The organism is Thermomonospora catenispora (assembly GCF_006363815.1).
In the GTDB taxonomy this organism is placed as follows: Bacteria; Actinomycetota; Actinomycetes; order Streptosporangiales; family Streptosporangiaceae; genus Thermomonospora; species Thermomonospora catenispora.
Window position 1 is genome coordinate 189,361 of sequence record NZ_RRYT01000005.1, and the last position, 25,355, is coordinate 214,715.

A 25,355-nucleotide genomic window follows, 5' to 3' on the forward strand; every position below is an offset into this window, starting at 1 on the left:
CGAGAGGAGACGGACATGGCCGAGCTGGCGATGCGGATGAAGACCGTGCACGACGCCTTCCGGCGCGAGCTGGAGCGTCTGGCCCGCGCCGCCGAACGCGCCGGCGACGACCCGCGGCTGGTGCTGCGCACCGCCGCCGGCTGGGAGATGTTCACCACGTTCCTGCACATCCACCACACCGCCGAGGACGACGCGCTGTGGCCGCAGGCGCGGCAGGCCCTGGCCGGCCGGCCCGACGGGCTGGCCCTGCTCGATGAGATGGAGGCCGAGCACGCCGCCCTCGACCCGCTGCTCAGCGCCATCGACGCGACCCTGGCCGACCGCGAGGCCGCTCCCGAGCGGCTGGGCGAGCTGCTCGACGCCCTGGCCACCGGGCTGAGGGAGCACCTGCGCCATGAGGAGGCCGAGGCCATGCCGCTGCTGGAGTCCGTGCTGACCGAGGAGCAGGTGCGTCGCTTCAGCGAGGTCAACCGCGACCGCATCGGCGCCCACGCCCACCGCTACCTGCCCTGGATCCTGGACGAGGCCGACGAGGAGACCGTCGCCCGGACCCTGGCCGGCATGCCGGAGCCGGTCCGCCGCGCGTACCACGACGAGTGGCGGGCCGCCTACGCCGCCCTCGACCTGTGGCCCGTCCCCGCCCGGGCCTCCTGACCGGCCCCGGCCTCCTCATCGCCCCGTCCCGCCCGGGCGGGACGGGGCCCGGCACATCGTCGGCACGTCGTCGGCACGTCGTCGGCACATCGTCGGCACGTCGTCGGCACATCGTCGGCACGTCGTCGCACGGCCCCGGCGCGCCGCCGGACCGCCGTGCGGNCACGGCCCCGGCGCGCCGCCGGACCGCCGTGCGGAGCGCCGGACGGCGCGCGGGCCGGGGCGCAGGGCGGCGTGAGGGGACGGCGCGAGAAGGCGCCGCGCCTGACCTGCACCCGGCCCGCGCCCGGCCCGTGTCCGGCCCGCGTCGGCGGCGGTCCACCGGGTGATCTCGGCGGGCGGCCCGAGACGTCGTCGCGCCCGCATCGGCGCGGCGGACGCGACGACGATCGGGACAGCTGGGCGACTTGCGGCGAATCGGGCAATGTTCGACGGTTGGTGCCGATAGCGTCCCTCTAGCACGGCTGCGAACGACCGTCGGGACGAGCGGCCGTTTCGTGATCCGGTCGGCGGACGCGCCGAGACGACGTGCTGAGACGACGTGCTGAGATGAGGAGCGCTCATGGCCTACGACCTGAGTGAGCCGGTACGGGTCGCCGTCATCTACTACTCGGCGACGGGGACGGTGTACGAGCTGGCCAAGACGGCGGCGACGGCGGCGGAGAAGGCCGGCGCCGAGGTGCGGCTGCGCAAGGTCCGGGAGCTCGCCTCGGACGAGGTGATCTCGGCCAACCGGATGTGGCGGGAGCACGTGGAGGCGACCCGGCACATCGGCGAGGCGACGCTGGAGGACCTGGACTGGGCGGACGCGGTGCTCATGGGGGCCCCGACCCGGTACGGCGGGCCGGCCGCCCAGCTCAAGCAGTTCATCGACGCCACCGGGCCGCTGTGGGGGAAGGGGCGGCTGATCAACAAGATCGTCTCGTCGTTCACCGCGACGGCCACCGCGCACGGCGGGCAGGAGGCGACGATCCTGGCGCTCAACAACACCTTCTACCACTGGGGGGCGATCATCGTGCCGCCCGGCTACGCCGACCCCGTGCAGTTCCGCAGCGGCAACCCCTACGGCACCAGCCACACCTCCCGCAACGGCGAGGTCCCGCCGGGCGAGACGCAGCTGGCGGCGATGGAGTTCCAGGCCCGGCGCGTGGTGGAGGTCGCCCAGGCGTTCAAGCGGGGACGCGCCGGCTGAGTCCGCCCGGCCGGGCTCGTGGAGTGCGTGACGGGCGCCGAGGCATGCGCTACTGTGTTCGAACGAGTCGAACACAGGTTCGACGCGCGGTGCCGGGTGCCGGGCCGCGGGCGGACCGGCGAGGGATGCGACGAGGTGGCCATGCCGACCAGCGCCAAGGAGCGGACCCGGTGCCGGGGTGCGCGGCGGCACACGACACGCCGCAGCGCTTTCTACGGAAATCTACGGCCGCAGCTATATCGGCTCATACGCTCCGAGACCGTGGACCCCGTGCGCAACCCGTACGCCCCCGGCGCCGGGCAGCGGCCCCCCGAGCTGGCCGGGCGGGACCGTGAGCTGCAGCAGTTCGAGGTGGTGCTGGAACGGGTGGCCCGCGGCCGCCCCGAGCGCAGCATGATCATCACCGGCCTGCGCGGCGTCGGCAAGACGGTGCTGCTCAACACCTTCCGCTCGATGGCCATGCAGAAGCTGTGGGGCACCGGCAAGATCGAGGCCCGCCCCGAGCAGTCGATCCGCCGGCCGGTGGCCGCCGCCCTGCACATGGCCGTCCGCGAGCTGGCGCCCCGGCATCGCGCCCCGGAGCGCATCGAGCACTTCCTCGGCGTGCTCAAGTCCTTCGCCCAGGCAGGTGAGGAGCCCGGCGGCAAGGGTCGGGCGCGGGCGCATCGCTGGCAGCCCGGCATCGACGTCCCGGCGGTGCGCGGCCGGGCCGACTCCGGGGACCTGGAGATCGACCTGACCGAGCTGTTCGTGGACGCCGCCTCGGTGGCCACCGACCTGGGCGTGGGCATCGGCCTGTTCGTCGACGAGATGCAGGACGTGCCCGCCGACGACGTGTCCGCGCTGTGCGCCGCCTGCCATGAGCTGTCCCAGATCGGCGGCCCGCTGATCGTGGTCGGCGCCGGCCTGCCGCACCTGCCCACCGTCCTGTCGGCCAGCAAGTCCTACTCCGAGCGGCTGTTCCGCTACGCCCGCATCGACCGCCTGGACCGCGAGGCCGCCGACCAGGCCCTGATCGCCCCGGCCGCGCGCGAGGGCGTGGAGTTCACCCCCGAGGCCCTGGACGCCCTGTACGAGGCCGCCGACGGCTACCCCTACTTCGTCCAGGCGTACGCCAAGGTCGCCTGGGACGTGGCCCCCGCCAGCCCGATCGGCGCCGCCGACGTCGAGGTCGCGGCCCCCGAGGCCGAGAGCGAGCTGGCCGTCGGCTTCTTCGGCAGCCGGTACGAGCGCGCCACGCCCGCCGAGCGCGACTACATGCGCGCCATGGCCATGCTCGGCGACGACCCGGTCCCCACCGCCGCGGTCGCCGCGGAGCTGGGCCGCAAGCCCTCCAGCCTCTCCCCGGCCCGTGACGGTCTCATCAAGAAGGGACTGATCTACAGCGCCGAGCGGGGTCTGGTCGCCTTCACCGTCCCCCACTTCGGCAAGTTCCTGCGCGCCCAGCCCACCTGACCCATCGCGCTCTCTACCGCTGTCTAGGAACGACCCTAGACAGCGGTAGAAAATCCTGCGCTGCCCTGCGCATCGCGGAATCTAGCGCTCTCTAGCGCTGGTCCGATAATCCTTGAGATTTCTTCATCGCCCTCGCGCCCCCGGGGACCCTCGTGTCCCGGGGCGGGCGCGAGAGCGCGGACCTTCGGCCGTCCGCGCCGCTCCGGCGGGTCGAGGGCGGGCGCGGCGCGGACACGGGCTCAGCGGCAGGTGAGGGTCCGGTCCCCTTCGGCGGATCGTTCCACGGCGGGCGAGGGTGCAGGTCCCTCGACCGGAGCACCGGACCCTCCGGCCTCGTCGGGGACGCGTGCGGGGGCGGTGTCGTCGGCCGGATCCCCGGCGTCTGAAGAGGCGGACTCGTCCGAGGGCAGCACGGTGGCGTGGACGGTGCGGTCGCGGGCGGCGGTGGAGACGGCGAAGACGATCTCGGCGTCGCGGGCGGGATAGGCGAGGAAGCGCCAGCAGCCCTCCCGCCAGACGTCGACGGGCTCCTCGGCGGTGAGCGAGGAGCGGTGCCGCCGCCACTGGTCGCTGCGGCGCAGCCGGGAGAGGCTCTCGGGCAGCGGGCTGGGGCGGCGTTCGCAGGGGGTCGGGGGACGGCGGCGCCGCCGCAGCAGCTCGGCGGGCTCGGGGGAGACGGCGGCGAGGAGGGCCAGCTCCGCCGCGAAGAGCGACCAGGTCCGCCAGGAGCCGCCGGCGACGATCTCCAGGGCGGCGCGGTCGCCGCCCAGCGCGCCCAGGGCGGCCACGGCCAGCAGGGCGGCGCGGACGACGGAGCGGCGGCCGACGGGCTCGGTGCTCAGCTCGCCGAAGCAGCCGCAGCCCAGATCGGGGGTGCGTTCGCGGAGCTCGATGACGACCCAGGTGGCGGTCACCATCAGCACGACGGCGGCGCCCCGCACGGCCGGGTGCGGGGTGACGGCGAGCGCCCCCGCCAGCAGGCATTCGACCAGGGCCAGCGCCACGGTGACCGGGCGGCTGCGGCGCAGGACGGCGGTCCAGTGCGGCTCGGCGGCGGGGACGGGGACGCCGTGGATCTCGGCGGGGGGCCGCGGGGCGGGCGCGGGGCGGGACAGCAGCTTGGTCGTCCCGGACAGCGCCAGCACCACGACCAGCAGCAGGACCTGGGCGTCGGGGAGGAAGTCCATCGTCACCTCTCCTCCGGGCGGGAGCACGCGGCGGTGGCGGCCAGGTCCACCCGGGCGTTGAAGCACCCGGCGTCCAGGTCGCCGCCCAGGTCCACGAACGCCTCGGGGGTCAGCTCCACGATCCGCCCGCGCGGCGAGGTGCCGCACTCCACGCAGCGGTCGCAGTAGCGGGCGGCGATGCAGCCGCATTCGATCACCGGCACGGCGACGCTGCGGCCGGTGCACTCGTTGTGCACGATCAGCTCGCTGCCCTGCGACAGGTACGGCAGCGGGGCGCAGGCGGGCGGGACGTCCGGGCAGCCCCCGGCACGTCCCTCCGGGTCGACCGCCGGGTAGGCGGCGCCCCGGGCCGCGCCCGCGTCGGGGTCGGGGCGGAACCAGGTGGCGGTCCCCTGCACGGCCGTGGCGGCGGGGGCGTCCCCGGCGGGCGGGGCGAGGCGCTGGGCGGGCTGGGAGGAGCCGGGCCGCACGGCGCGCGGCCCGTCGGGGGAGCGGACGCAGATCACGTCCATCAGCTCGCCGGGCTCCATCCGGGGGTGACGCACCAGGATCCGGTGCAGCACGCGGTCGGGGACGTGCACTTCGGCCGTTCCCCGGTGCGGCCCCTGGTCGACCTCGATCACCCGGTGGGAGCGGGCCCGGATGACGCCGGTGACCCGGGTGATGTCCACCCACACCCGCTCCACGCCGGGTCCGTCGGCGTTCGGCCGGACGATCGCCTCCCGGCCGGGGACGAGCGCGTGCGGGCCGGAACGGCCGCCGTACCAGATCGACGTGGTGGGGGTCAGCGGCAGCCGGATCGGTTCGGCGCCGCCGGTGTCCACGACGAGCACGTGCGGGCTGGCGTCCACGATCGTTCCGCGCACCGCCGTGGGTTCGGCGTGCCGGGCGGCCGAGGCGGCGGTGGGTGCGGCCAGGCCCAGGGCCAGGCCGGCGCGCCGGCGCCGCCGTGTCCGATCACGGTGGGGCATCGGCGCTCCTGATGGGGTGTGCAGCGACATCACGGGTCAGGGGGTCGGTCAAGGGTCACTCATGCCGGTCCGACTGTCGACCGAAATGTCGGACTGGACGGGTTCTCGGGCTGAAGTTCACAGTACCGGGGTGAAGGAACCACCTCCGAGTTGACCCGAATATGCCATTTTTGTTGGTCCGTAATTACGATCTTCGTGTCAGGGTCGGACGAGACGGCACACCCGTGCCCCGGCCCGCCCGGACGCTCCGACGAGCACCGGGACGAGTGCACAGCCCGGGGACGGGCACGCGCACTCCCCTGGGGTCGGTGATCGGTGAACAAGGCGCACGACGAGGAGTTCCACCGCTACGTCGCGGCGCGCGGCCCCATGCTGTTGCGCACGGCCATGCAGCTCACCGGGGACCGCGCCGAGGCCGAGGACCTGCTCCAGGCGGCGCTGGTCAAGACCTATCTGGCCTGGGACCGCATCAACGACCGGGGCTCGGTGGACGGCTATGTGCGCCGCGCCATGGTCAACACGCACATCTCCTGGTGGCGACGGCGCAAGCTGGAGGTCTACCCCACCGACGTGCTGCCCGACCGGCCGGTCGACGACCACACCCGGCGCAGCGAGATGCACGACGCGCTCGGCCGCGCCCTGGACCGGCTGCCCAAGCGCCAGCGGCTCGCGGTGATGCTGCGCTACTACGAGGACATGCCGGAGGCGGAGATCGCCGAGGTGCTCGGGGTCAGCATCGGAACGGTCAAGAGCACCGTCTCCCGCGCGGTCGCCAGGCTCCGCGACGACGCCTCCCTCGAGCACGACTTCGCCCAGACCCACGCCCTGGACACCGACTCCTGACCGGCGCCCCGCCCGCGCGCGGGCCCGTCGCGCACTCCAGCGAAGAGGCCGAGGTGATCCCGCGGCGCCCCGCCCGCGGTGAGCGTTCACCGCGCCGGCCGCCTCGGGCTGTGCACGATGACCAGTCCCGGCGCGTGTTTTCGGGGGCAAGTGTGTTCCGCGGGCCTACTGACATCCGCGTTGCGGCGTCCGACAATCCGACCGAAAGGTCCGCGCTTCGACCTGGAGGTCGCGCCGTGTTGAGCACGATGCAGGATTACCCGCTGACCATCACCTCGATCCTGCGCCACGGTGTCGAGGTGTTCGGCACCGCCGAGGTCGCCACGTACACCGGAGAAGGCGTCCGTCGCCGGTCGTACGCCGAGGTGGGGACGCGGGCGGCGCGGCTGGCGGCGGCGCTGCGCGGTCTGGGGATCGACGGCGACCAGCGGGTGGCCACGTTCATGTGGAACAACGCCGAGCACATGGAGGCCTATCTGGCGGTCCCGGCGATGGGCGCGGTGCTGCACACCCTGAACATCCGGCTGTTCGCCGAACAGCTGGTCTATATCGCCGATCACGCCGAGGACGAGGTCGTCATCGTGGACGGTTCCCTCATCCCGCTGCTGGCCGGCGTGCTCGGCGAGATGAAGACCGTCAAGCACGTCATCGTCTCCGGCGAGGGCGACACCGCGCCGCTCCGGGAGACCGGCAAACAGGTCCACGACTATGAGGAACTGCTGGCCGCCCAGGAGCACATCGCCTCCTACCGCGATTTCGATTGGCCGGAGGTGGACGAACGGTCCGCCGCCGCCATGTGCTACACCAGCGGCACCACCGGCAACCCCAAGGGCGTGGTCTACTCGCACCGCTCCTCCTGGCTGCACTCCATCTCGGTGTGCACCGCCAACGCCAAGGGACTGAACTTCGCCGACAAGGTGCTGCCGGTCGTGCCGATGTTCCACGCCAACGCCTGGGGCATCCCGTACGCGGCGATGATGGCGGGCGCCTCGCTGCTGATGCCGGACCGGTTCCTGCAGGCCGAACCGCTGTGCCGGATGATCGAGTCCGAGCGTCCCACCGTGTCCGCGGCCGTCCCCACCATCTGGAACGACGTGCTGCAGTACGTCACCGAGCACGGCACCGACCTGTCCTCGCTGCGCCTGATCACCTGCGGCGGCTCGGCGGTGCCGGAGGCGCTGATGCGGGCCTACCAGGAGCGGGGCGTGCGGATCATCCAGGCGTGGGGCATGACCGAGACCTCGCCGCTGGCCACGATCGCCTACCCGCCGCCCGGCGCGGAGGGCGAGGAGCAGTGGCCCTACCGGGTGACCCAGGGTCGGGCGCTGGCCGGGGTGGAGGCCCGCGTGGTCGGCGAGGGCGACGTGGTGCTGCCCAACGACGGTGAGTCGGTCGGCGAGATCCAGGTGCGCGGCCCGTGGATCACCGGAACGTACTACCGGGACGAGGATCCTGAGAAGTTCCACGACGGCTGGCTGCGCACCGGGGACGTCGGCACCATCTCGCCCGAGGGCTATATGACGCTCACCGACCGGGCCAAGGACGTCATCAAGTCCGGCGGGGAATGGATCTCCTCGGTGGATCTGGAGAACCGGCTGATGGCGCATCCGGACGTGGTCGAGGCGGCCGTGGTCGGGGTGCCCGACGAGCGCTGGCAGGAGCGCCCCCTGGCCACCGTGGTGCTCCGCCCGGGCGCCACCGTGACCGCCGCCGATCTGAAGGAGTTCCTGGCCGGACAGGTCGCCAAGTGGCAGCTTCCGGAACGCTGGGCGTTCGTCGACCAGGTCCCCCGCACCAGCGTCGGCAAGTTCTCCAAAAAGACCATTCGGCAGCAGTACGCCGACGGCGAGCTGAACGTACAGCGCGTCGACTGAGCGGCCACCGTGGGTGACGGGCCGCCGCGAAGTCGAGCGGCGGTCCATTCGGCGACCAGGGAAAACGGCGCGGCGCATACTCGCCCCGCACCGCCGTCGCCGCGCCGACAATCCGAAGGCTTCTCAGATCCGCAAATCCCGGCCCGGCCCGTCGCCCGTCCGCTTCGCCGAAGCGGACGGGCGACGGGCCGAACCCATATCCGGGATCTTGTGGTGACCGTGTCGAAATTGGTGTAAGCAAAGGAATCTGTAAAGTTGTCGCGGCCCCCGTGAGGGTGGCTCCCTCACCTGTCGAGGGGGAGTGAGCGGACGCATGCCGAGGTGGTCAGCTTCCCGGCCGGACGTCGATCGGCGGCTTCTGCAAGGACTGCGGTCGGGTGACGAAGAGGCCCTTGGCGTGCTCTACGACACCTACGCCGAGGCGCTGTACGACTACTGCCTGTCCATGGTCGCCGACCCCAAGATCGCGGCCGACGTCGTGCACGACGCGTTCATCGACGCCCATCGGCGGGCGGCGCGCGTGCGGGACCGCTCCCGGCTGCGGGTCTGGCTGTACGGCGCGGCCCGGCGACGCTGCCTGCAACGGGGACGCAGCCGCGGCCTGTCGTGGGACTGGGCCAGCGGATCGGCCTGGCTGCACGAGGTGGCCGACGCCGACATCGGGGTCACCGCCGGCGAGGTCCGCCAGCTGGTCGAGGCGGCGCTGGGCCGCCTGGACTTCGCCGACCAGGAGATGCTGCTGCTGGCGCTGCGGCACGGGATGAGCGCCGCCGAGGTCGCCGCCGTGCTCGGCCGGCCGCCCCGGCGGACGGCCGTCCATCTGGCCCGGGCCCGGGAACGCGCCGAGGTCGCGGTCCGCCGGGAGCTGCGCGCGATGGCCCGGCGCTGCCGGGCCGGCACGGCGCCGGTGCCCGCCGTGGACCCCGCCGAGGCGCCCGAGGAGCTGGCCGACCGCACCGCCGAGTACGCCGACGAGCACATCGACGAGCACGCCGGGACCGCCCCCGAGCGCCGGGAGGCCGCGGCCTCGCTGCCGTCGGACGTCCGGGTGGCCCCGGTGCCGGGCGGACGCAGGGTCGACGACCCGCGGGCCGGGGTGACCCGCCGCCTCTCGAGGGGCGGCGACGCCGGCGGCGCGTCCCGCGACGCGGGGTCGCGGGACGGCCGGCGACCGGGCGGCGTCCGGCGTCCGGCCTCCGACCGGCCCGCGCGACGCCCCAGCCGTCGTCGGCGCCGCGGCGCCGCGGCCCCGGCCGACCCGGAGCTGGCCCGGCATCTGGAGGAGTGCCCCGAGTGCGAGCGGCGCGGGCAGGCGCCGGTGGCCGCGCTGCTGGTGCTGGCCCCCGCGCCGGTGCTGCCCGCCGCGCTGCGGCACCGGGTGCTGCACACCGCCACCGACCCGGAGCTGGTCGGGCACCGGGTCGACATCGCGGCGCGCGGCGGCGCGCTGACCCCCGAGGGCATGCCCCGTCAGCCCGACATCCCCTCCACCAGCACCCGGCGCTGGCTGTTCGTCGGCGGCGGCTCGGCGGGCGCGCTGCTCACCGCGCTGGTCGCGATCATGCTGATGAGCCCGGTGAACTCCCAGATCCACTTCCCGTTCGAACCTCGGCCGCAGCCGTCCGCCGGGGACACCGGGGAGGCCGCGGGCCGGCACGGCGGCGGCGACGCTCCTCCGCAGGCCGCGCCGGGACCCGGCGGACCGGGCGCCTCCCCCGCGCCGAGCGGCTCCCCGGCCGCCCCGGAGACCGGCCCGCACACCGAGGAGGAGCGGCCGGCCGAACCGACCCCGTCCGCCCCCGTCGAGACGCCCGCGCCGCTTCCCGTGACGGGCGCGCTGGAGGTCGGGCCCGCCGAGGTGACGGTCAACCGCGACGGCGCGGTCATCACGCTGCGCGCCGAGGGCGGCCCGGTCACCTGGTCGGCGGAGCCCTCCACCGATCGGCTGGAGCTGTCGGCCACGGCGGGCGAGCTGGCCGCCGGCGACACCGCCGAGCTGGTCGTGCGGTTCAAGAAGCCGGCCCTGCTGCGCATGCCGGGCGAGGCCGTGGTCGACGTGACCGACCAGCAGGGCAACGTGCGGCAGGTCCGGGTGCGGTGGCCGCTGTCACTGCTGTGAGCGACGGGCGGGCGCCGTGATCAGCCGGCGGTCTCCTGCTGCGCCTCCCGCAGGTGGTCGCGGATCAGCTCCAGCCGGGCGCCCAGCGCCTCCTGCGTCCGGACCTCCATGGCCCGCGCGATGAACGGGTCGACCACCATCTTCACCAGCGGGCGCATCCGCCGGACGATCGCGGCCAGCTCGGGGATCTCCTTGGCGTCGGGCACGGCGGCGGGCATCCGGTCGAACACGTGCTCGTTCACCAGGTTCACGAACCGCCCGGCGATCACATCGCAGTCGTCCCGGATCTGCTCGGCGATGTCCAGCACCGACTCCAGCGGGATCCCGGCCGCCACCAGCTCGGCCCCCACGTGCAGCAGCCGCGGGCTGGGCACCCGGTAGTGGTCGCCCTCCGGCTCGATCAGCCCCAGCGCCACCGCCCGGTCCAGCAGGCGCGTCACCTGCTCCCTCTCCATGCCGGCGCCGAACGTGGCGATCAGCTCCTCGACGGTGACCTGCCCGGGCAGCTCTTCCGACCACGGGTCGGTGAGCACCTTCTCCAGGCCGAGCACCTCGCTGACGTCCTTGCCGTGCTCCCAGGCGACCAGCAGCTCCTTGATGACGGCGACCGTGTAGCCGCGGCGCAGCAGCTGGGAGATCAGCCGCAGCCGGGCCAGATGGTTGTCGTCGTAGTAGCCGACCCGGCCCTCCAGCCTGGGCGGCGGGAGCAGGCCGCGGTCCTGGTAGGCGCGGATGTTGCGGACGGTGACGCCGGACTTGTGAGCCAGCTCGTCGATCCGGTACTCGGCCATGCCGCGCCACCCGCCTCTCCGTCCGGCACAATCTTACGTCCCCTAGTGTGACATCGCGTGATGACACGATCGCTCGGTTCGGAAGAGACGGGCAGCGTCCCACGCGTCCGCCGGCCGGGCTCCCAGGCCTCCCGAACATCTCGGGCGCTCCGGACGTCCGGGAGACCTGGGCGGCCCGGGGCGCTAGCCGATCACCTGGGCGATCTCCCGCCACTCCCGCCGGGGCGGCGCCGCCGGGTTCGAGGTGATCACCTGGATCACCACATGGTCGGCGCCCGCCGCGTGGTGCTCGGCGATCCTGGCCCGGACCGCCTCCAGATCGCCGATCGCGAAGCAGGCGTCGATCAGCCGGTCGCTGCCGCCGTCCTGCAGGTCCTCGTCGGTGAAGCCGAGCCGCTTGAGGCTGGCGGTGTAGTTGGGCAGCGCGGCGTAGAAGGAGTAGTGCTCCCGGGCGATCCGGCGGGCGTTGTCGCGGTCGTCGTCCAGCACGACCTTGACCTCGGGGGCGAGCAACGGGCCCGCGCCGAGGATCTCCCGGGCCCGCCGGGTGTGCTCGACGGTGATGAGGTACGGATGCGCGCCCGCCGCCCGGTCCCGGGCCGCGGCGAGCATCTTCGGACCGAGCGCCGCCAGGACCCGCTCCCGCTGCGGCACCCCGCCCTCGTCGAGGGCGTCCAGGTACTCCATCATCGCCGTGTACGGGCGGCGATAGCGCTCGCCCACCGCGGCCTTGTGGCTCACCCCCAGGCCGAGCAGGAACCGGCCCGGATGGTCCCCGGTCAGCGCCCGATGCTCGGCGGCGACCTCGGCCGCCGGATGGTCCCAGATGCTGAGGATCCCGGTGGCCACCACGATCCGGGAGGTCGCCTCGATCAGCGTCCGGGCGTGCCCGATCCCGGGACTGCCCCCCAGCCAGATCGCCCCGTACCCGAGCTCCTCCAGTTCGGCGGCGGCCTTGAGGATCTCCCCGCGCACCGCGGGATCCTCCGACCGCAGCTCGAGGCTCCAGATGCCGACGCGTCCCAGTTCCATCCCTGACCTCCCTGATCGATCATCGGGCGGCGCCGGATCCCTCGCTCCGCCCCGCGCGCCGCATGCTCCTCGCCACCCGCCGTCCCGGGCGCATCGTCTCCGGGTGCGTCGCCGCCGGGCACGCGTCGCCTCGGGCACGGGGCGTCCGCGCGAGGAGCCCGCGACCGCGACGCCTGGGAGGGGATGCCCCCCCAGACCTTCATCCTCACACCGGTTCCCCCGCATCGGCTCCGCCGATCCGGGGCGGGACGCTAGAGCAGCCGGGTGACGGTGTGGTCCCCCGTGGAGACCTGGACCTCGTCGAAGAGCCCGGTGCATTCGGCCAGCCAGACCCGGTCGCCGAGCAGGATGGGCTGGGCCCGGTGCCGGCCGGCGGGCCGCCAGGGGCGGTAACGCACGAACGTGACGGTCAGCGGCGACTTGGGCGTGACCCCGTAGGCCAGCGTGACCACCGTGGAGACGGGCCCGGAGGAGGGCCGGGCGTGGTGGGCGCCGAGCACGAGCTGCCCCGAGGACGCCTGCGGCAACAGGTTGTAGGTGATGGGGGAGCCGCCGCCCGGATCCAGCTCCAGCCGAGGCGGATGCCCGTTCTGCCCATGCAGCCGGGCCGTCCAGCCGGTCATCGGCAGTGTCGTGGCGTCGGGCGTCATCGACGACCTCCCTCCGGGCGATGGCGGTGGTGGTAACCATCCCCGCCGCGCGCCCCCCGGAATCGGCCGTCGCCTGCGCGCGCCCGCCGGCCGTGCGGTGGTGCGCCGGTCGTCAGCTGCGGGGCGGGACGGTGACCATATCGGCCCCATGGTGCCGGGCATAGGGGTCCGCGGCGGCCAATTCGCCCAACTGCAGGGCGCGGCTGAGGTCACTGGGGGTGATCAGCCCGATGACCCGGTCGTCGGCGTCCACCACCACGGCCCGCCCGTCGGCGCAGCCCGCCAGGCGGGGCATCAGCTCGGTGAGCGGCTGGTCGGGGTGCGCCCGGGGGATCTCGTCGGGGCCGCAGGCGATCTCGCCGAGGGTGCTCGCGAGCCGCTGCGCGGGCGGCACCGCGCGGATCCGGTTGAGCGTGACCAGCCCGGTGAGCCGCCCCAGCCCGTCCAACAGCGGATAGGTGGAGAACCGGTGGGTGAGGACCACGCGGTGCACGAAGTCGGCGACGTTCTCCGACGGGTGCGCGCTCATCGGGTCGGGGGACATCACGTCGCGGACCCGCACGCCGCCCAGCCACGCCTGCGTCTGCACCTGCTGCTCCTCGGCGGTGGCCGCGTTCACCAGGAACCACCCGATCAGCGCCAGCCACAGCCCGTTGAACCCGCGGCCGGTGACGAACCACATCACGCCCAGCGCGATCAGCAGGAACCCGAAGACCCGCCCGGCCCGGGCCGCCCAGATCGCCGCCTGGGCGCGGTCGCCGCGCGCCCGCCACAGCACCGCGCGCAGCACCCGACCCCCGTCCAGCGGCGCCGCCGGGATCAGGTTGAACACCGCCAGCAGCACGTTCAGCCCGGCCAGATACGACAGCACGCCCACGGCGAGGCCGGTCCCGCCCGCCCAGAACAGCAGCTGGGCGAGCACCCCGAACACCACCCCCAGCACCAGGCTGGTCAGCGGCCCGACGAAGGCGATCCAAAAGTCGGCCCCGGGGGTCCGCGGCTCGCCCTGCAGCCGGGCGACCCCGCCCAGCAGCCACAGCGTGATGCCGTCGACCTCGATCCCGTGCCGGCGGGCCACGACGGCGTGGGCCAGCTCGTGCGCCAGCAGGGAGGCCAGGAACGCCGTCGCGGCGACCAGCGCCGCCACCCCGTACGCCAGCGGGGAACGCCCCGGGAACACGGCCGGAAGCTGCCCGAACGCCAGCCCCACCACGATGATCGCCACGATCACCAGCACGCTGACGTTGACGCCCACGCGGATGCCGGCGACGGTGCCGAGCCGGAACGACTCATTCATGCCCCGCCCTTACCCGAGCGGTGCCGATTTATGGCCTCACCTGGGGGTTATCACCGCTCGTCCGGGTAGGGCAGCCTCCCCGGACGAGCGGTGGAGGAGACCATGAGCACGCAGTCCCAGCCGGAACGCGGTGCGAGCGAGCCGATGGCCGGCGCCCCACGGACGGAGACGCAGCAGCAGAGCTCCTCGCGCCCGCCCGGTGAGGGCCCCGGCCGGCCCGCCTATCCGCACGATGTCGGAATGACGGGCGGCACCGCGCATCGGCCGGAGGAGTTCAACCCCGACGATTTCGAGTGAGGGCCGGCTGACGACGCCGGTCCGGTGCGCGGGCCGCGCACCGGACCGGCGTGTCCCATGCCGCCTCGCCCGGTCGGGATCAATGCCAGGACGAGCCGAAGTCGTAGCAGTAGAGCAGGTCGGTCTTGGGGGGCTCGGCGCCGACCAGGGGCAGATCCGCCTGGAAGCAGAAGCGATCCGGAGCGAGGTCCTTGTGCGTCTTGCCGGGCTTGCCGGGCTTGCCGGGCTTGCTCGGCTTGCTCGCCACGGTCGCCGTGTTCGGCTTGCTCGCCCGATCCGCCTGGCTCGTGGCGGCCGTCGCGGGTGCGGCGAGGGCCACGGCGAGCACGGCCGGGCCGAGAAGCGGAACGAGGGCGCGCTGAGGAATGGTCACGGATCCGACCTCCGGGTGTCACTCATGGTCATTTGTTGGTGACTGAACGTTATCACCGGGGTCGGAGGGCGGATCGCCGACCCCCTCGATGAACCGGGGCCGGCTCAGCGCGCGGCCGTGCGCTCGAGCTCCCTCGCCTGCTCCCTCGCCTGTGCTTCCGCCTGCTCCTCCAGCATCCGCCGCAGCCGGCACCGCCCGCGGTGCAGCCGGGACATCACCGTGCCGATCGGGATGCCCATGATCTCGGCGGTCTCCCGGTAGGAGAACCCTTCGACGTCGTTGAGGTAGACCGTCGTGCGGAACTCCTCCGGCAGCGACCGCAGCGCCGAGAGCACCGCCGAGTCGGGCAGCCGCTCCAGCGCCTCGGCCTCGGCCGACTTCAACCCTCCGGAGGTGTGCGTCTCCGCCCGCGCCAGCTGCCAATCCTGGATCTCCTCCGACTCGGCGCGTTGCGGCAGGCGCTTGTCCCGGCGACAGGAACTGATGAAGGTGTTGGTCAGGATCCGATACAGCCACGCCTTCAGATGGGTTCCCTCCTGGAACCGATGGAAGCCGATGAAGGCCCGCAGGAACGTCTCCTGAAGCAGATCCTCTGCATCCGCCCGATTGTGCGTCATCCGCAGGGCCGTGGGATACAGCGCGTCGAGATGGGGCACCGCCTCCCGGACGAAACGATCGCGCAGTTCATCGGCGTCCGCCGGGGCCTGGGTCCCTTTCGTCATCACCGCTCCGGCACTTCTCGACGACGGTCGTCGAGCCTCCTTGCATCGTTTCGGCGACGCCGGTCATCGGCCCGACGCGCCCCCCATACCCCGCACGTCCACCCTTACCCTTATCGCGCGGTACGGGGTGATTCACTCGAGGGAGACGTCGGCCGACCCCGTTCGGAACGATCCCGGGCGACGGATCGGGCCCCGGGGAACGGACGATCAGCTCCGGGGCGGCGGGAGGCGGTCGGACAGCTCGGCGGCGAACCGCTCGGCCTCCGCCAGCAGATCGCGAAGCTCGGCGCAGCGCCGATCGGCCCTGGCCCGATACTCGGCGAGCCGCCGGGTCAGCTCGGCGCGCCGCTCCGCGGACAGATCGGGAGAGTCCAGCGCGTCCAGCACCGACAGCAGATCGCGCATCTCCTCCAGGGAGAACCCGAGCGGCTTCATCCGCCTGATCGCCAGCAGCCGGGCCACGTCGTCCTCGGTGTACAACCGGAACCCGCCCTGCGAACGGGCGCTCGGCGGGGCCAGCCCCACTTCCTCGTAATGCCGGATGGTGCGCAGGCTCAGGCCGGTCCGCGCGGAGACCTCCCCGATCTGCATGTGCTTGTGGCCCATCCGTCTCCTCCTGCGTCGCCCGCCGAGGGGAACCGCCCGGCCCCACGTTATGACCTGGTGCGCGAACGATCCCCCGGCTGCGGGTTCTCGATCCCTCCGGCACGGGAAGCGCCCGGGACGGAACGTCGTCACTCCAGTCTGGGCCCGCCTCCCGCCGCCGTCGGCGGGTTCGTGGATCGTTCCCCGCAGGCGGCCCCGACCACCGTCCGCGATCCCGACCGGAGCCCGCCCCTCGCCCCGCTCACCGCGCACGCCCGCCGCCCTCCCCGCCGGCGGCCAGCTCGATCAACCGGCCGCCCAGCTCCCGCACCCGGGCACGGATCTCCTCGGGCGCGTCCACGACGACCTCGGCCCCCAGCGCCGTGATCGCCGCGATGAACTGCACCACCAGCTGCGGCGACTCGGCGCTCAACCGGACGGCGCACTCGTGCTCCCCCCGCGCCTCCACCTCCCCCGGAACGGGCACGAACAGCCGTTCCCGCAGCTCGTCGGCGTTCATCCGCACGACGAGACGCGCCGTGTGGCGATAGGAGGCCTCGGCGAACGAACGGGCGAGGAAACGCGCCGGATCCGCCTCGGGCAGCGGGCGCGGGGAGAACCGGCGACGGGACGGCAGCGGCTCGTCGATCCGATCCGCCCGGAAGGTGCGCCACCCCTCCCGGTCCGGGTCATAGGCCACCAGATACCAATGCCCCCGCAGCGTCACCAGATGGTGCGGCTCCACCCGCCGCTCGCCGGGCTCCCCCGACCGAGGCCGGTAGTCGAACACCACCATCCGGCGGTCCCGGCGGCAGGAGGCCAGCACCGCCAGCACCGTCGGATCCACGGCGGGCGCGTTGCGATGCGGCACCGCCGCGGTGACCCCGCCGAGCGCCGCCAGCCTGGGCCGCAGCCGCGCCGGCAGGACCTGCTCCAGCTTCGCCAGCGCCCGCATCGCGCTCTCGTCCAGGCCCGCCACGCCGCTCTGCGCCCCGGTGGCCAGCCCGAGCGCGATCGCCACCGCCTCGTCGTCGTCCAGCAGCAGCGGCGGCAGATCCCGCCCCGACACCAGCCGGTAGCCGCCGCCGGTGCCCGGGGCGCTCTCCACCGGATAATCCAGCTCCCGCAGCCGGTCGATGTCGCGCCGCACCGTCCGGTCGGTCACCCCGAGCCGCTCGGCCAGCTCCGTCCCGGACCACTCACGCCGGCTCTGCAACAGCGACAGCAGCCGCAGCAGCCGCCCCGGCAGATCTTTGCGCATGCCTCCACAGTGACCCGACTTGCGGACAGGATGCGTCCTGAACGCTTCCTAGCGTGGGCGGCATGGACGAGCTCACCACCCGCGGCCCGGTGTTCGCCCCGGGCCACGACGGCTATGACACCGAACGCACCGGCTACCAGCGCCTCACCGCCCACCGGCCCGCCCTGATCGTGGGAGCGGCCGACGCCGGCGACGTGCAGGCCGCCGTCCGGCACGCCGCCGCCCGCGGCATGCCCGTCGCGGTGCAGGCCACCGGCCACGGCCTGGGCGACCCCATGGAGCGGGGGATCCTGATCAGCACCCGCCGGATGACCGCGGTCCGCGTCGACCCCGCCGCCCGCACCGCCTGGATCGAGGCGGGCGCGACCTGGCGGCACGTCATCGAGGCGGCCGCCCCCTACGGGCTGGCGCCGCCGTCGGGCAGCTTCCCCGGCGTCGGCGCGCTCTCCTACACCCTCGGCGGAGGCGTGGGCCTGCTCGCCCGCCGCCACGGATTCGCCGCCGACCACGTGCGCCGCATGGACCTGGTCGGCGCCGACGGCGCGCTCCGCCGGGTGACGGCCGACGCCGACCCGGACCTGTTCTGGGCGCTGCGCGGAGCCGGCCACGGATTCGGCGTCGTCACCGGGATGGAGATCGACCTGATGCCCGTCGCCCGGCTGTTCGGGGGAGGGCTGTACTTCGACGCACAGCAGGTCCCGGACGCGCTGGAGGCCTGGCGGGAGTGGACGGCGACGGTCCCCGAGGAGATGACCTCGGCGGTGACGATGCTTCCTCTCCCCGACCTGCCGCCGGTGCCCGAACCGCTGCGCGGCCGGCACGTGATCCAGCTCCAGTTCGCCTACGCGGGCCCCGCCGACCGGGCCGAACGCCTCCTCCAACCCCTCCGGGACATCGGCCCCCGCCTGCTGGACACCCTGCGCGACCTCCCCTACGCCGAGTCCGGCGCCGTCTTCGACGAACCCGACCGGCCCCACGCCTACCTCTCGGACAACCTCCTGGTGGACGACCTGACACCGGCCGCGCTGGCGGCGCTGGTGCACGACGCCGGCCCGGCGGCCCCGCTGATGTGCGTGGTCGGCCTGCGCCATCTGGGCGGCGCCCTCTCCCGCCCGCCGCGCGTCCCCAACGCGGTCGCCCACCGCGACGCCGCCTACTCCCTCACCGTCCTCTCCCCGGCCGAGCCCGGCGACCCGCAGCGGATCCGCGCCCTCCACCGGTCCCTCCTTGAGCCCTTCGCCGCGCACGCGGTCGGCCGCATGGGGAACTTCCTCTACGGCCCCGGGCACGACGACCCCTCTCCCGCCGGGCACCGAGAGCGCCTCGCCGACCTCAAGGCCCGGCACGACCCGGCGGGCCTGTTCCACGACGGGCGCCGACGCTGAAGCGCCCCGCCCGGACGCGGGCGGCGACGACCGGGCGAGGGGCCTGAGCGGCCGGCGGGGACGCGGCCGGGTGGCGGGGACGCGGCCGGTCGAGCGGCGCGCCCGATCGGGAGGCGCACGGTCGGCCGGCGGGGCGAAACGACGTCCCCCGCCGGCGGAATGCGGCGGACGGGGCGCGGGTTGACCGGGGCATGAACGTTGAGATCTACTCCGACGTGGTCTGCCCCTGGTGCTACCTGGGGCAGGCGCGGTTCCGCTCCGCGGTGGCGCGTTTCGGCGGCGATGTGCAGGTCAGATGGCGGCCGTTCCAGCTCGACCCCGCCGCGCCCGCCACCGCCCGGCCCGTCGTGGAGGTGCTGGCGGAGAAGTTCGGCGGCCCCGAGCAGGTCGCCGCCGCACACGACCGGCTCCGGGCGCTGACCGCCGCCGAGGGCCTGCCGTTCGCCCCGGAGAAGGCGCTGAGCGTCAACACCCGCGACGCCCACCGCGTCATCGGCCTGGCCGGGACGGCGGGGGTGCAGGACGCGGTCGTCGAACGGTTCTTCCGCGCCCAGCACGCCGAGGGACGCAACCTCGCCGACCACGACACCCTGGCCGAGCTGGCCGGTGAGGCCGGGCTGGAGGCCGCGGCGGTGCGCGACCTGCTGGCGTCCGACCGGGGCGTCGCCGAGGTCGAGGAGCAGGGGGCCAGGGCGCGGGCCATGGGCGTCAGCGGCGTCCCGTTCTTCCTCTTCGAAGGACGGTGGGGCGTCTCGGGCGCCCAGTCCGTCGAGGTGCTGGAGTCCGCCCTCCGCCAGGTCGCCGACGCCGTCGCCTCCTGAGCACGGCCTCCCGGGCGGGCCTTCGAGCGCCGTCGAGACCGGTGGTCGAACGGGCGCGAGGGCCCGCGCCCGCCGGGGCGGAGCACGATGTGTCGGTCGACGAGGCCCTTCGATTAGGGATGATCAACTCAAACCCCGGAAGATCACTCGAATTGTGGCAAAGTGACCGCCGTGAACGAGGACGACTTCTGGGGCATCGTCGAGGCGGCGCGAGCGGACGACAAGGCGTTCCACGAGGCGCTGGAGGACCGGCTCGCGGAACGCTCCGCGGAGGAGATCTGCGCCTTCCAGGCCCGCTTCGACGAACTGGACGCGGCGGTGTGCCGGTGGGACGTGTGGGCCGCCGCACACCTGATCGGCGGCGGCTGCTCCGACGACTCCTTCGCGGACTTCCGCGCCGGGCTGATCGCCCTCGGGCGGGAGTGGCATGAACGCGTACGGCGCTCGCCCGACGCCCTGGCCGACCACCCGGCGGTGATCAAGGCCGCGACCGACGGCGAAGGCTATCCGGTGTTCTACGAGCAGGCCGGCCACGCGGCGGCCAAGGCCTACGAACGGATCACCGGCAAGGACGAGCACGACTTCTACGAGGCCGTCGACGAACACCGGGACTCCCACGACCCGGACGAGGACGAGGCCGACATGGGCGAGGAGTTCGACTTCGACGACGACGCCGAGATGCGCGCCCGGCTGCCCCGCCTGGCGGAGCTGTTCCTCCCAGCCTGAGCGGCGCGACCATCGCCGCGCCCCGGGCGGGCCGCCGGCGCGCTCAGCCGGCGCGCTCGGTGAAGGAGGCCTCCAGGATCGTCGCCGTGCCGGCGACCGGCGCCTGCTCGTGCATGGTGATCACATCGCCCGGCGCCAGCCGACGCCATCGCTCGGGGGACAAGGGGGCCAGCCGCACCGTGCCGCGCCCGCCCGGCGGGAGCTCCGGCGCGTCCTCCACCCAGATCCGCGCCACGTACAGGTCGGGATGACCCGCCGCGGTGACGTCGCCGATGTCCCACAACGGACGCAGCACCCCCCGAGCGGGAACGGGGAGGCGCCGCCCACCGGGCGCGGTGGAGGGCACCAGCCGGAGGTCGGCGCGGATGACGCCGTGGACGGCCTCATAGCGCCGCCACAGACACCAGGCCTCGACGCGGTCGAGCCACAGCTGACGAGCGGCCTCGGCCAGCAGGTCCCACCACGAGGGGTCCGCGGGATACGCCTCGCCGAGCTCGATGAGGAATTCGAGTACGACCTCCCACTCGTCCTGGTCCAGGAGTTCGCCGACGTCCGCCGCGGTCACCCCGCCGTCGGCGACGACCGAGTCGGGGACGCGCCGGACCGCCTGGCGAAGAACATCTCGAATGTCCACGCGGCGATTATCCGCCGCCCCGGAACCGAGCCGGCTCGGGCGCACGAGCGCCGCGGACGACGCGCCGCCGGACCTCTCCGCCCTCCTCTCCCGCCCCGGACCCGGGGCGGACCGTGAGGAGAACGCGGCGCGGCGAGACCGGCGGGACCGGAACCCCGCTCCGGCCCGCACGGGTCCGCGGCGGGCCCGCGAGGCCGGCCGTCAGGGATCGGGCCTCACCTTCTGGTACAGGATGTGGTCCTGCCAGCGGCCGTTGATGTTGAGGTAGGCGGGCGCCAGCCCGATGCGGACGAAGCCGTTGCGCTCCAGGACGCGTCGCGATCGGACGTTGTGCGGCAGGATCTCGGCCTGCACCCGATGCAGCCCCAGATCCTCGAAGGCCAGACGCACCATCTCCCGCACCGCCGCGGTGGCGTGCCCCCGGCCGTTGGCGTGGGCGCTCACCCAGTAACCCGCGCTGCACGACTGGAAGGCGCCGCGCACGATGCCGCTCAGCGTGATGCGCCCCACCACCCGGCCGTGATCGTCCACGATGACGTGCGGCACGGACGAGCCCTGCTCATACCGTTCCAGCGCCTCCCGGATCTCGGCGAGCTGCCCCTCCGGCGTGTAGTACTCCTCGCTCCGGAGCGGCTCCCAGGGCGTCAGGAAATCGCGGTTGAGCCGCACCAGCTCCGCCAGGACCGGTGCGTCGTCGAGGGTGAGGAGCCGGGTGGTGGTCACCCGTCCATGATCCCAAGCCGATGCCGCCCGAGCCGTGCATCGAGGGCATCGGACGCCCGCGAGAGCGATGGCGCACGGCGCCGCCGCTCCGGCCCGTCGCCCCCGCCCGCGACCGGTCTTCGCCGCGCGGCCTCCACGCCCTCCTCGGGGCGCCGGAACGTTCGGCGCGGGAGCGTGACGCGACCGGGGAGAACGTCCCGGCGGGCCCTCAGGCGGGCCGGCTGAGGACATGCGCGCCGCCCGCACGCCTCCCGGCCGCGATCCGGGGCGGCACCGCGCGCACCGGCGCCCATGGCGGCCGACGGCGGTGGACGGGGCGCTCGCCGGCGCGGGCGGCGGACGAACGGACGACTCGGAGGACGAAGGGCGAATATCCTGGGCGGGCGGCGTGGCGACCGGAACGGAAACCCCAGAGTGAAAGAGCGGGTACGGCGGAAGTTCGAGGCGGTGAGAGCGGCACTGGCCGCCGTCCCGGACTCGTACATGTTCGCCGAATTCCAGCCCGGCTCGCGCGACCCCATGCCCGACATCCCGGAAGGGCTGCGCGACCTGCTGACGCTCGCAGACGGCCTGAGAGCCGGATGGGTGGTGGTCTTCCCCTACCGGGAGCTGGACCGCAACCAGTTCCATCTGGACGACGCCGACACCGTGCAGCTCATGGGCGGGGATCGCGACCGGTGGCTCTGTTTCGGCCTCGTCGACGACTTCCCGCTGGTCATGGAGCGGCCGACGGGCGCGATCTGGTGGTTCCCCGAGCTCTGGCTGGAATACAGCTTCATAGCCACCCGGTTCGAGCGGCTCGCCGACGATGTGGACGACTTCGTCGACCGCTTCCTCCTCGGCGAGGGCTATGCGCGGCTGACCGGAAGCCGGGACTGGTGGTGGGACTTCCAACGCGACCACGGACTCGTCGCGGCGGAGTGAACGGCGGGCCGCCGGTCCCCTCCGGCGTTTCGAAGCGGAAGGCGGAGACGCCGGGACGGTATGGGATCCGGGCCGGGGCGGACGCGACGATGACGCCGCGGCCGCGGTGACGGCCGTCCTGAACGGTCGTCCGCCCGATCGAGCGGACTCGTCGGCCAAGAGGACTCATCCGATCGAGAGGAGTCGTCCGGCCGGGGGTTCATCCGATCGGACGGATGAGGAGAAACGTCGGAACTGTCACAGCCGTGTGCAATGCTGCGCCGTATGGACGAAGAGCTCCGAGAGTTCGTCAGGTTTCGGCTCGCCCTGGGAAAGGACGACTACGAGACCATCCTGAGCGACTGCGCGGATTACCTGGGGGACGACTCCGCCGACTTCAGCCAGGTCGTCATCGAAGAGTTCGAGTCCTACCTCGAAGAGCAGCGCACCTGGCCCGACCTCCTCGACTCCGACCGGCTGCTGCTGGCGTTCGGCGACCTGAACACCGCGGGCATCGTCGCGCGCACCGATTTCACCTGCTGTCTCCGCTGCGGAACGTCCGAGATCGACGGCGAGATCCCCGACGGTCAGGAACGCCGCGGCTACGTCTTCGCCCACCACCAGGACATGGAGGTCGCCGCCGAAGGCCATGGCTGCTACCTGGCCTTCGGCGTCTTCAGCGACGCCGGGGACGTCGTGGAGATCGGCGAGGAGGTCGTCGCCGCGCTGCGCGGCCACGGCCTCTCCCCCGCCTGGAACGGCGACCCGAGTAAGCGCATTCATGTGCCCCTGACCTGGCGTCGCCGCCGGTTCGGCCGGCTCGCCTCCTGGCCGGGCGGCCCCGAACCCCAGGACGCCTCCCCCCGTCCTCTCGAGGTCTTCTACCGCGGCCACCGGGGCCGCAGAAAGGACACCCCGACGCCGGTGTCGTACGTCGAGGCCAGGGACGTCCTGCTGGAGCTGGATCCCCATCCCGGCAACTTCGCCGGCTTCATCGGACGCTCCGGAGGACGCCTCCAGGTCACCTGGACCCGGGACGGGACGCTGTCCCTGGAGTCGTCCGACCCCGCGCGACGCCGCTCCCGCCGCCGCGACGTGACCATGACCGAGGCCGAGAGGATGATCAGGATCCTCGCCGAGGAAGACCGGGTCGCCGTCGACGAGCCGGGCGAGCCGGCCATCGAGCACCGGTCCTGACGGGCACGGATCGAGAGCGGGACGTGTGCGGCCGTCCGAGGACGGGCGACAGGCGGACGACAAGCGGGTGACGACGCGTCGATCCGGTGCATTCGCCGACCTGCACCGACCCGGCCGCCTCCGGCCCGCGCCGGCGTGATCCCTCGCCGCCGGGCCGGGGCGGATCGGGTCACAGGACGACGGGGCTCCGGCGCTCCAGCAGGACGACGTCGCGCCACCGGCCGTGCATGCGGCCGAGGCGTTGGCGGATGCCCACCGTGCGGAATCCCGCCTTGGCGTGCAGGCGGAGACTCGGCGTGTTCTCAGGGAAGACGCCGGCCTGGATGGTCCATATGCCGTCGGCCTCGGTGGACGCGATGAACGCGGCCAGCAGGGCGGCGCCGATGCCCCGCCCGCGAGCGTGGGAGGCGATGTAGACGCTGTGCTCCACCACCCCGGCGTAGCAGCAGCGGTCGGAAACGCGGCTGGCGGCGATCCAGCCGAGCACGTCGCTGCCCGGCTCGGCGGTGGGGTCGATCGCCACGAACCGGTGACGGTCGAGCTTGGCGGCGTCGAACTCCTGCCAGGTGGGTGCGGTGGTGTCGAAGCTCGCGTTTCCGGTGTCGATGCCCTGCTGGTAAATCGTCAGCACCTGGTCGGCGTCGCGGCGTTCCATGGCGCGGATGGCGACGCCGGGAGGCTGGTGGCGTGGCATGGCGTTGTCCCCGGCTGGCTGATGGGCTCGGCGGCTCGGACGGGGGCGGCGTACGGCCCGTCCCCGGTGTCGGCGGTGGGGGCGATGGTGATGTGGGCGTCGGGCATCAGGCCTCCCCTTCGGGCGGGCGGGCAGGGGCGACCGGTGCGGGACGTCCCATGACCAGATCGGCGGCGGTGGGGAAGCGCTCCACGCACGCGGTGTTGATCCGGTAGAAGCGGGAGGTGCCGCGCTGGTCGACCAGCGCGAACCGGACCTCGGTGAGCACCTTGAGATGCGCGGACACGGTCGACTGCCCGACGTGGACGGCGTCGACGATCTCTTTGACGTTCATCGGCCGTCCCCGCCGGGCGAGCAAGGACACGATCTGGACGCGCGTCGGGTCGGCGAGCGCCTTGAACCATGACGCGTACTCGGTCGCCGTCCGCCGGTCGAGCGGCCCTTTCTGCCCATTCATCGTCCATCGACGATAGACGATGAATTGGGTTCGGGGAAGGCGGCGACCGATGCACGGGGCGCGTCAGGCGTCGGCGGGCAGGAGCTCGGCGAGCAGGGAACCCGCGCAGGCGTTCGATCTCGTCGCGGATGGACCGGATGTCCTCGATCGGCTGTCCGGCGGGGACGTCGAACCTCCGGTCGGGCCGCTGCCGCACGCCCGGCTGCATGACCTTTGTCGCATTCATGCCGTCCACGCTGGTTCAGGTGCGCGTTCCCGTTCATGAGGTGGTTGCTCGGCCAGGCCATGCAGATCCGTCCTTCAGGCCTTGGGGTTGCGTGCGCGTGAGCGGCGGACGGCTCATGGGGGTCGCGATGTCTTCGCCGCGGCGGTCGGGTCGATGGTGAGCGCTCTGCTAGAGGGCTGATCGGTCGGTGGCTCCCAGCGTGGCTCCCATGGCCGACGCAGAGGCCCCTCGCGGTGATCGCGAGGGGCCTTTGACCTGTGGCGCAGCCGAGAGGATTCGAACCCCT

26 protein-coding genes are annotated in these 25,355 nt (G+C 73.4%); 12 read left to right on the top strand and 14 right to left on the bottom strand.

The window, feature by feature from the left end; all coding sequences use genetic code 11:
• Positions 1-15 precede the first annotated feature (15 nt).
• The 3 genes from EIO00_RS06665 (at position 16) to EIO00_RS06675 (ending at position 3,301) form a co-directional block, all read left to right on the top strand.
• A complete protein-coding gene (locus tag EIO00_RS06665; RefSeq protein ID WP_140176204.1) occupies positions 16-654 on the top strand; it encodes a hemerythrin domain-containing protein in 639 nt (212 codons plus the stop codon).
• A gap of 562 nt (positions 655-1,216) precedes the next feature.
• Positions 1,217-1,846: an NAD(P)H:quinone oxidoreductase gene (wrbA, locus tag EIO00_RS06670; protein ID WP_140176206.1), complete on the top strand. Its 630-nt coding sequence runs from the start codon at positions 1,217-1,219 to the stop codon at positions 1,844-1,846.
• Between the two features lie 261 nt (positions 1,847-2,107).
• Positions 2,108-3,301, top strand: a complete 1,194-nt coding sequence (locus tag EIO00_RS06675) for an ATP-binding protein (RefSeq protein ID WP_140176208.1) — start codon at positions 2,108-2,110, stop codon at positions 3,299-3,301.
• A gap of 239 nt (positions 3,302-3,540) precedes the next feature.
• On the opposite strand, the gene EIO00_RS06680 is transcribed toward EIO00_RS06675, so the two are convergent.
• Positions 3,541-4,488 carry a MauE/DoxX family redox-associated membrane protein gene (locus tag EIO00_RS06680; RefSeq protein ID WP_140176210.1) on the bottom strand — a complete coding sequence of 316 codons (948 nt, stop codon included), beginning with the start codon at positions 4,486-4,488 and terminating at the stop codon, positions 3,541-3,543.
• A gap of 2 nt (positions 4,489-4,490) precedes the next feature.
• Positions 4,491-5,459, bottom strand: coding sequence for a hypothetical protein (locus EIO00_RS06685; protein ID WP_241661174.1), 969 nt, complete (start codon positions 5,457-5,459; stop codon positions 4,491-4,493).
• Between the two features lie 315 nt (positions 5,460-5,774).
• Between EIO00_RS06685 and EIO00_RS06690 the strand changes: the two genes are divergently transcribed.
• The 3 genes from EIO00_RS06690 (at position 5,775) to EIO00_RS06700 (ending at position 10,295) form a co-directional block, all read left to right on the top strand.
• Positions 5,775-6,302 carry a SigE family RNA polymerase sigma factor gene (locus EIO00_RS06690; protein WP_140176212.1) on the top strand — a complete coding sequence of 176 codons (528 nt, stop codon included), beginning with the start codon at positions 5,775-5,777 and terminating at the stop codon, positions 6,300-6,302.
• Positions 6,303-6,550: 248 nt separating this feature from the next.
• On the top strand, positions 6,551-8,176 hold the full coding sequence (locus tag EIO00_RS06695) for a long-chain fatty acid--CoA ligase (protein ID WP_241661176.1): 1,626 nt from the start codon (positions 6,551-6,553) through the stop codon (positions 8,174-8,176).
• Between the two features lie 397 nt (positions 8,177-8,573).
• Positions 8,574-10,295, top strand: a complete 1,722-nt coding sequence (locus EIO00_RS06700; protein ID WP_161602663.1) for a sigma-70 family RNA polymerase sigma factor — start codon at positions 8,574-8,576, stop codon at positions 10,293-10,295.
• Between the two features lie 20 nt (positions 10,296-10,315).
• Here the strand turns inward: EIO00_RS06700 and EIO00_RS06705 are convergent, their stop codons facing one another.
• The 4 genes from EIO00_RS06705 to EIO00_RS06720 form a co-directional block, all read right to left on the bottom strand.
• The gene (locus EIO00_RS06705) at positions 10,316-11,086 is read right to left on the bottom strand and encodes a MerR family transcriptional regulator (protein WP_140176218.1); all 771 of its coding nucleotides are present in this window, start codon (positions 11,084-11,086) and stop codon (positions 10,316-10,318) included.
• Positions 11,087-11,269: 183 nt separating this feature from the next.
• Positions 11,270-12,118, bottom strand: coding sequence for an LLM class F420-dependent oxidoreductase (locus EIO00_RS06710; RefSeq protein ID WP_140176221.1), 849 nt, complete (start codon positions 12,116-12,118; stop codon positions 11,270-11,272).
• A gap of 251 nt (positions 12,119-12,369) precedes the next feature.
• Positions 12,370-12,768: a hypothetical protein gene (locus tag EIO00_RS06715; RefSeq protein WP_140176223.1), complete on the bottom strand. Its 399-nt coding sequence runs from the start codon at positions 12,766-12,768 to the stop codon at positions 12,370-12,372.
• Between the two features lie 112 nt (positions 12,769-12,880).
• Entirely contained in the window at positions 12,881-14,065 is a 1,185-nt protein-coding gene (locus EIO00_RS06720; protein WP_140176225.1) for a site-2 protease family protein, read from the bottom strand.
• A gap of 102 nt (positions 14,066-14,167) precedes the next feature.
• Between EIO00_RS06720 and EIO00_RS06725 the strand changes: the two genes are divergently transcribed.
• Positions 14,168-14,362 carry a hypothetical protein gene (locus tag EIO00_RS06725; protein WP_140176227.1) on the top strand — a complete coding sequence of 65 codons (195 nt, stop codon included), beginning with the start codon at positions 14,168-14,170 and terminating at the stop codon, positions 14,360-14,362.
• A gap of 79 nt (positions 14,363-14,441) precedes the next feature.
• Here EIO00_RS06725 and EIO00_RS06730 read toward each other — a convergent pair whose 3' ends face one another.
• From EIO00_RS06730 to EIO00_RS06745, 4 genes are all read right to left on the bottom strand, one after another.
• A complete protein-coding gene (locus EIO00_RS06730) occupies positions 14,442-14,735 on the bottom strand; it encodes a hypothetical protein (RefSeq protein WP_140176229.1) in 294 nt (97 codons plus the stop codon).
• Positions 14,736-14,839: 104 nt separating this feature from the next.
• Positions 14,840-15,457 (bottom strand): sigma-70 family RNA polymerase sigma factor, encoded by a 618-nt coding sequence (locus EIO00_RS06735; RefSeq protein WP_140176231.1) that lies wholly within the window; start codon positions 15,455-15,457, stop codon positions 14,840-14,842.
• Between the two features lie 207 nt (positions 15,458-15,664).
• Positions 15,665-16,063, bottom strand: a complete 399-nt coding sequence (locus EIO00_RS06740) for a MerR family transcriptional regulator (protein ID WP_140176232.1) — start codon at positions 16,061-16,063, stop codon at positions 15,665-15,667.
• A gap of 241 nt (positions 16,064-16,304) precedes the next feature.
• Positions 16,305-17,303: a helix-turn-helix transcriptional regulator gene (locus EIO00_RS06745; RefSeq protein WP_140176234.1), complete on the bottom strand. Its 999-nt coding sequence runs from the start codon at positions 17,301-17,303 to the stop codon at positions 16,305-16,307.
• Positions 17,304-17,365: 62 nt separating this feature from the next.
• Here EIO00_RS06745 and EIO00_RS25560 point away from each other — a divergent pair, with 62 nt between their 5' ends.
• The 3 genes from EIO00_RS25560 (at position 17,366) to EIO00_RS06760 (ending at position 20,235) form a co-directional block, all read left to right on the top strand.
• On the top strand, positions 17,366-18,688 hold the full coding sequence (locus EIO00_RS25560) for an FAD-binding oxidoreductase (RefSeq protein WP_140176236.1): 1,323 nt from the start codon (positions 17,366-17,368) through the stop codon (positions 18,686-18,688).
• 191 nt (positions 18,689-18,879) lie between these two features.
• Positions 18,880-19,509: a DsbA family oxidoreductase gene (locus EIO00_RS06755; protein ID WP_140176238.1), complete on the top strand. Its 630-nt coding sequence runs from the start codon at positions 18,880-18,882 to the stop codon at positions 19,507-19,509.
• Positions 19,510-19,680: 171 nt separating this feature from the next.
• Entirely contained in the window at positions 19,681-20,235 is a 555-nt protein-coding gene (locus EIO00_RS06760) for a DUF4240 domain-containing protein (RefSeq protein WP_140176240.1), read from the top strand.
• A 43-nt stretch (positions 20,236-20,278) separates the two neighbouring features.
• Here EIO00_RS06760 and EIO00_RS06765 read toward each other — a convergent pair whose 3' ends face one another.
• The gene (locus EIO00_RS06765) at positions 20,279-20,869 is read right to left on the bottom strand and encodes a hypothetical protein (protein ID WP_140176242.1); all 591 of its coding nucleotides are present in this window, start codon (positions 20,867-20,869) and stop codon (positions 20,279-20,281) included.
• Between the two features lie 201 nt (positions 20,870-21,070).
• Complete coding sequence (locus EIO00_RS06770; RefSeq protein WP_175596144.1) at positions 21,071-21,592, bottom strand: GNAT family N-acetyltransferase; 522 nt, start codon at positions 21,590-21,592, stop codon at positions 21,071-21,073.
• 447 nt (positions 21,593-22,039) lie between these two features.
• Here EIO00_RS06770 and EIO00_RS06775 point away from each other — a divergent pair, with 447 nt between their 5' ends.
• Together EIO00_RS06775 and EIO00_RS06780 are read left to right on the top strand one after the other, a co-directional pair.
• Positions 22,040-22,516, top strand: a complete 477-nt coding sequence (locus tag EIO00_RS06775; RefSeq protein WP_140176246.1) for a hypothetical protein — start codon at positions 22,040-22,042, stop codon at positions 22,514-22,516.
• Between the two features lie 264 nt (positions 22,517-22,780).
• Positions 22,781-23,692: a DUF6891 domain-containing protein gene (locus EIO00_RS06780; protein ID WP_140176248.1), complete on the top strand. Its 912-nt coding sequence runs from the start codon at positions 22,781-22,783 to the stop codon at positions 23,690-23,692.
• A 169-nt stretch (positions 23,693-23,861) separates the two neighbouring features.
• Here the strand turns inward: EIO00_RS06780 and EIO00_RS06785 are convergent, their stop codons facing one another.
• Together EIO00_RS06785 and EIO00_RS06790 are read right to left on the bottom strand one after the other, a co-directional pair.
• Positions 23,862-24,386: a GNAT family N-acetyltransferase gene (locus EIO00_RS06785; protein WP_140176250.1), complete on the bottom strand. Its 525-nt coding sequence runs from the start codon at positions 24,384-24,386 to the stop codon at positions 23,862-23,864.
• 106 nt (positions 24,387-24,492) lie between these two features.
• Positions 24,493-24,843: an ArsR/SmtB family transcription factor gene (locus EIO00_RS06790; protein ID WP_140176252.1), complete on the bottom strand. Its 351-nt coding sequence runs from the start codon at positions 24,841-24,843 to the stop codon at positions 24,493-24,495.
• Positions 24,844-25,355 lie beyond the last annotated feature (512 nt).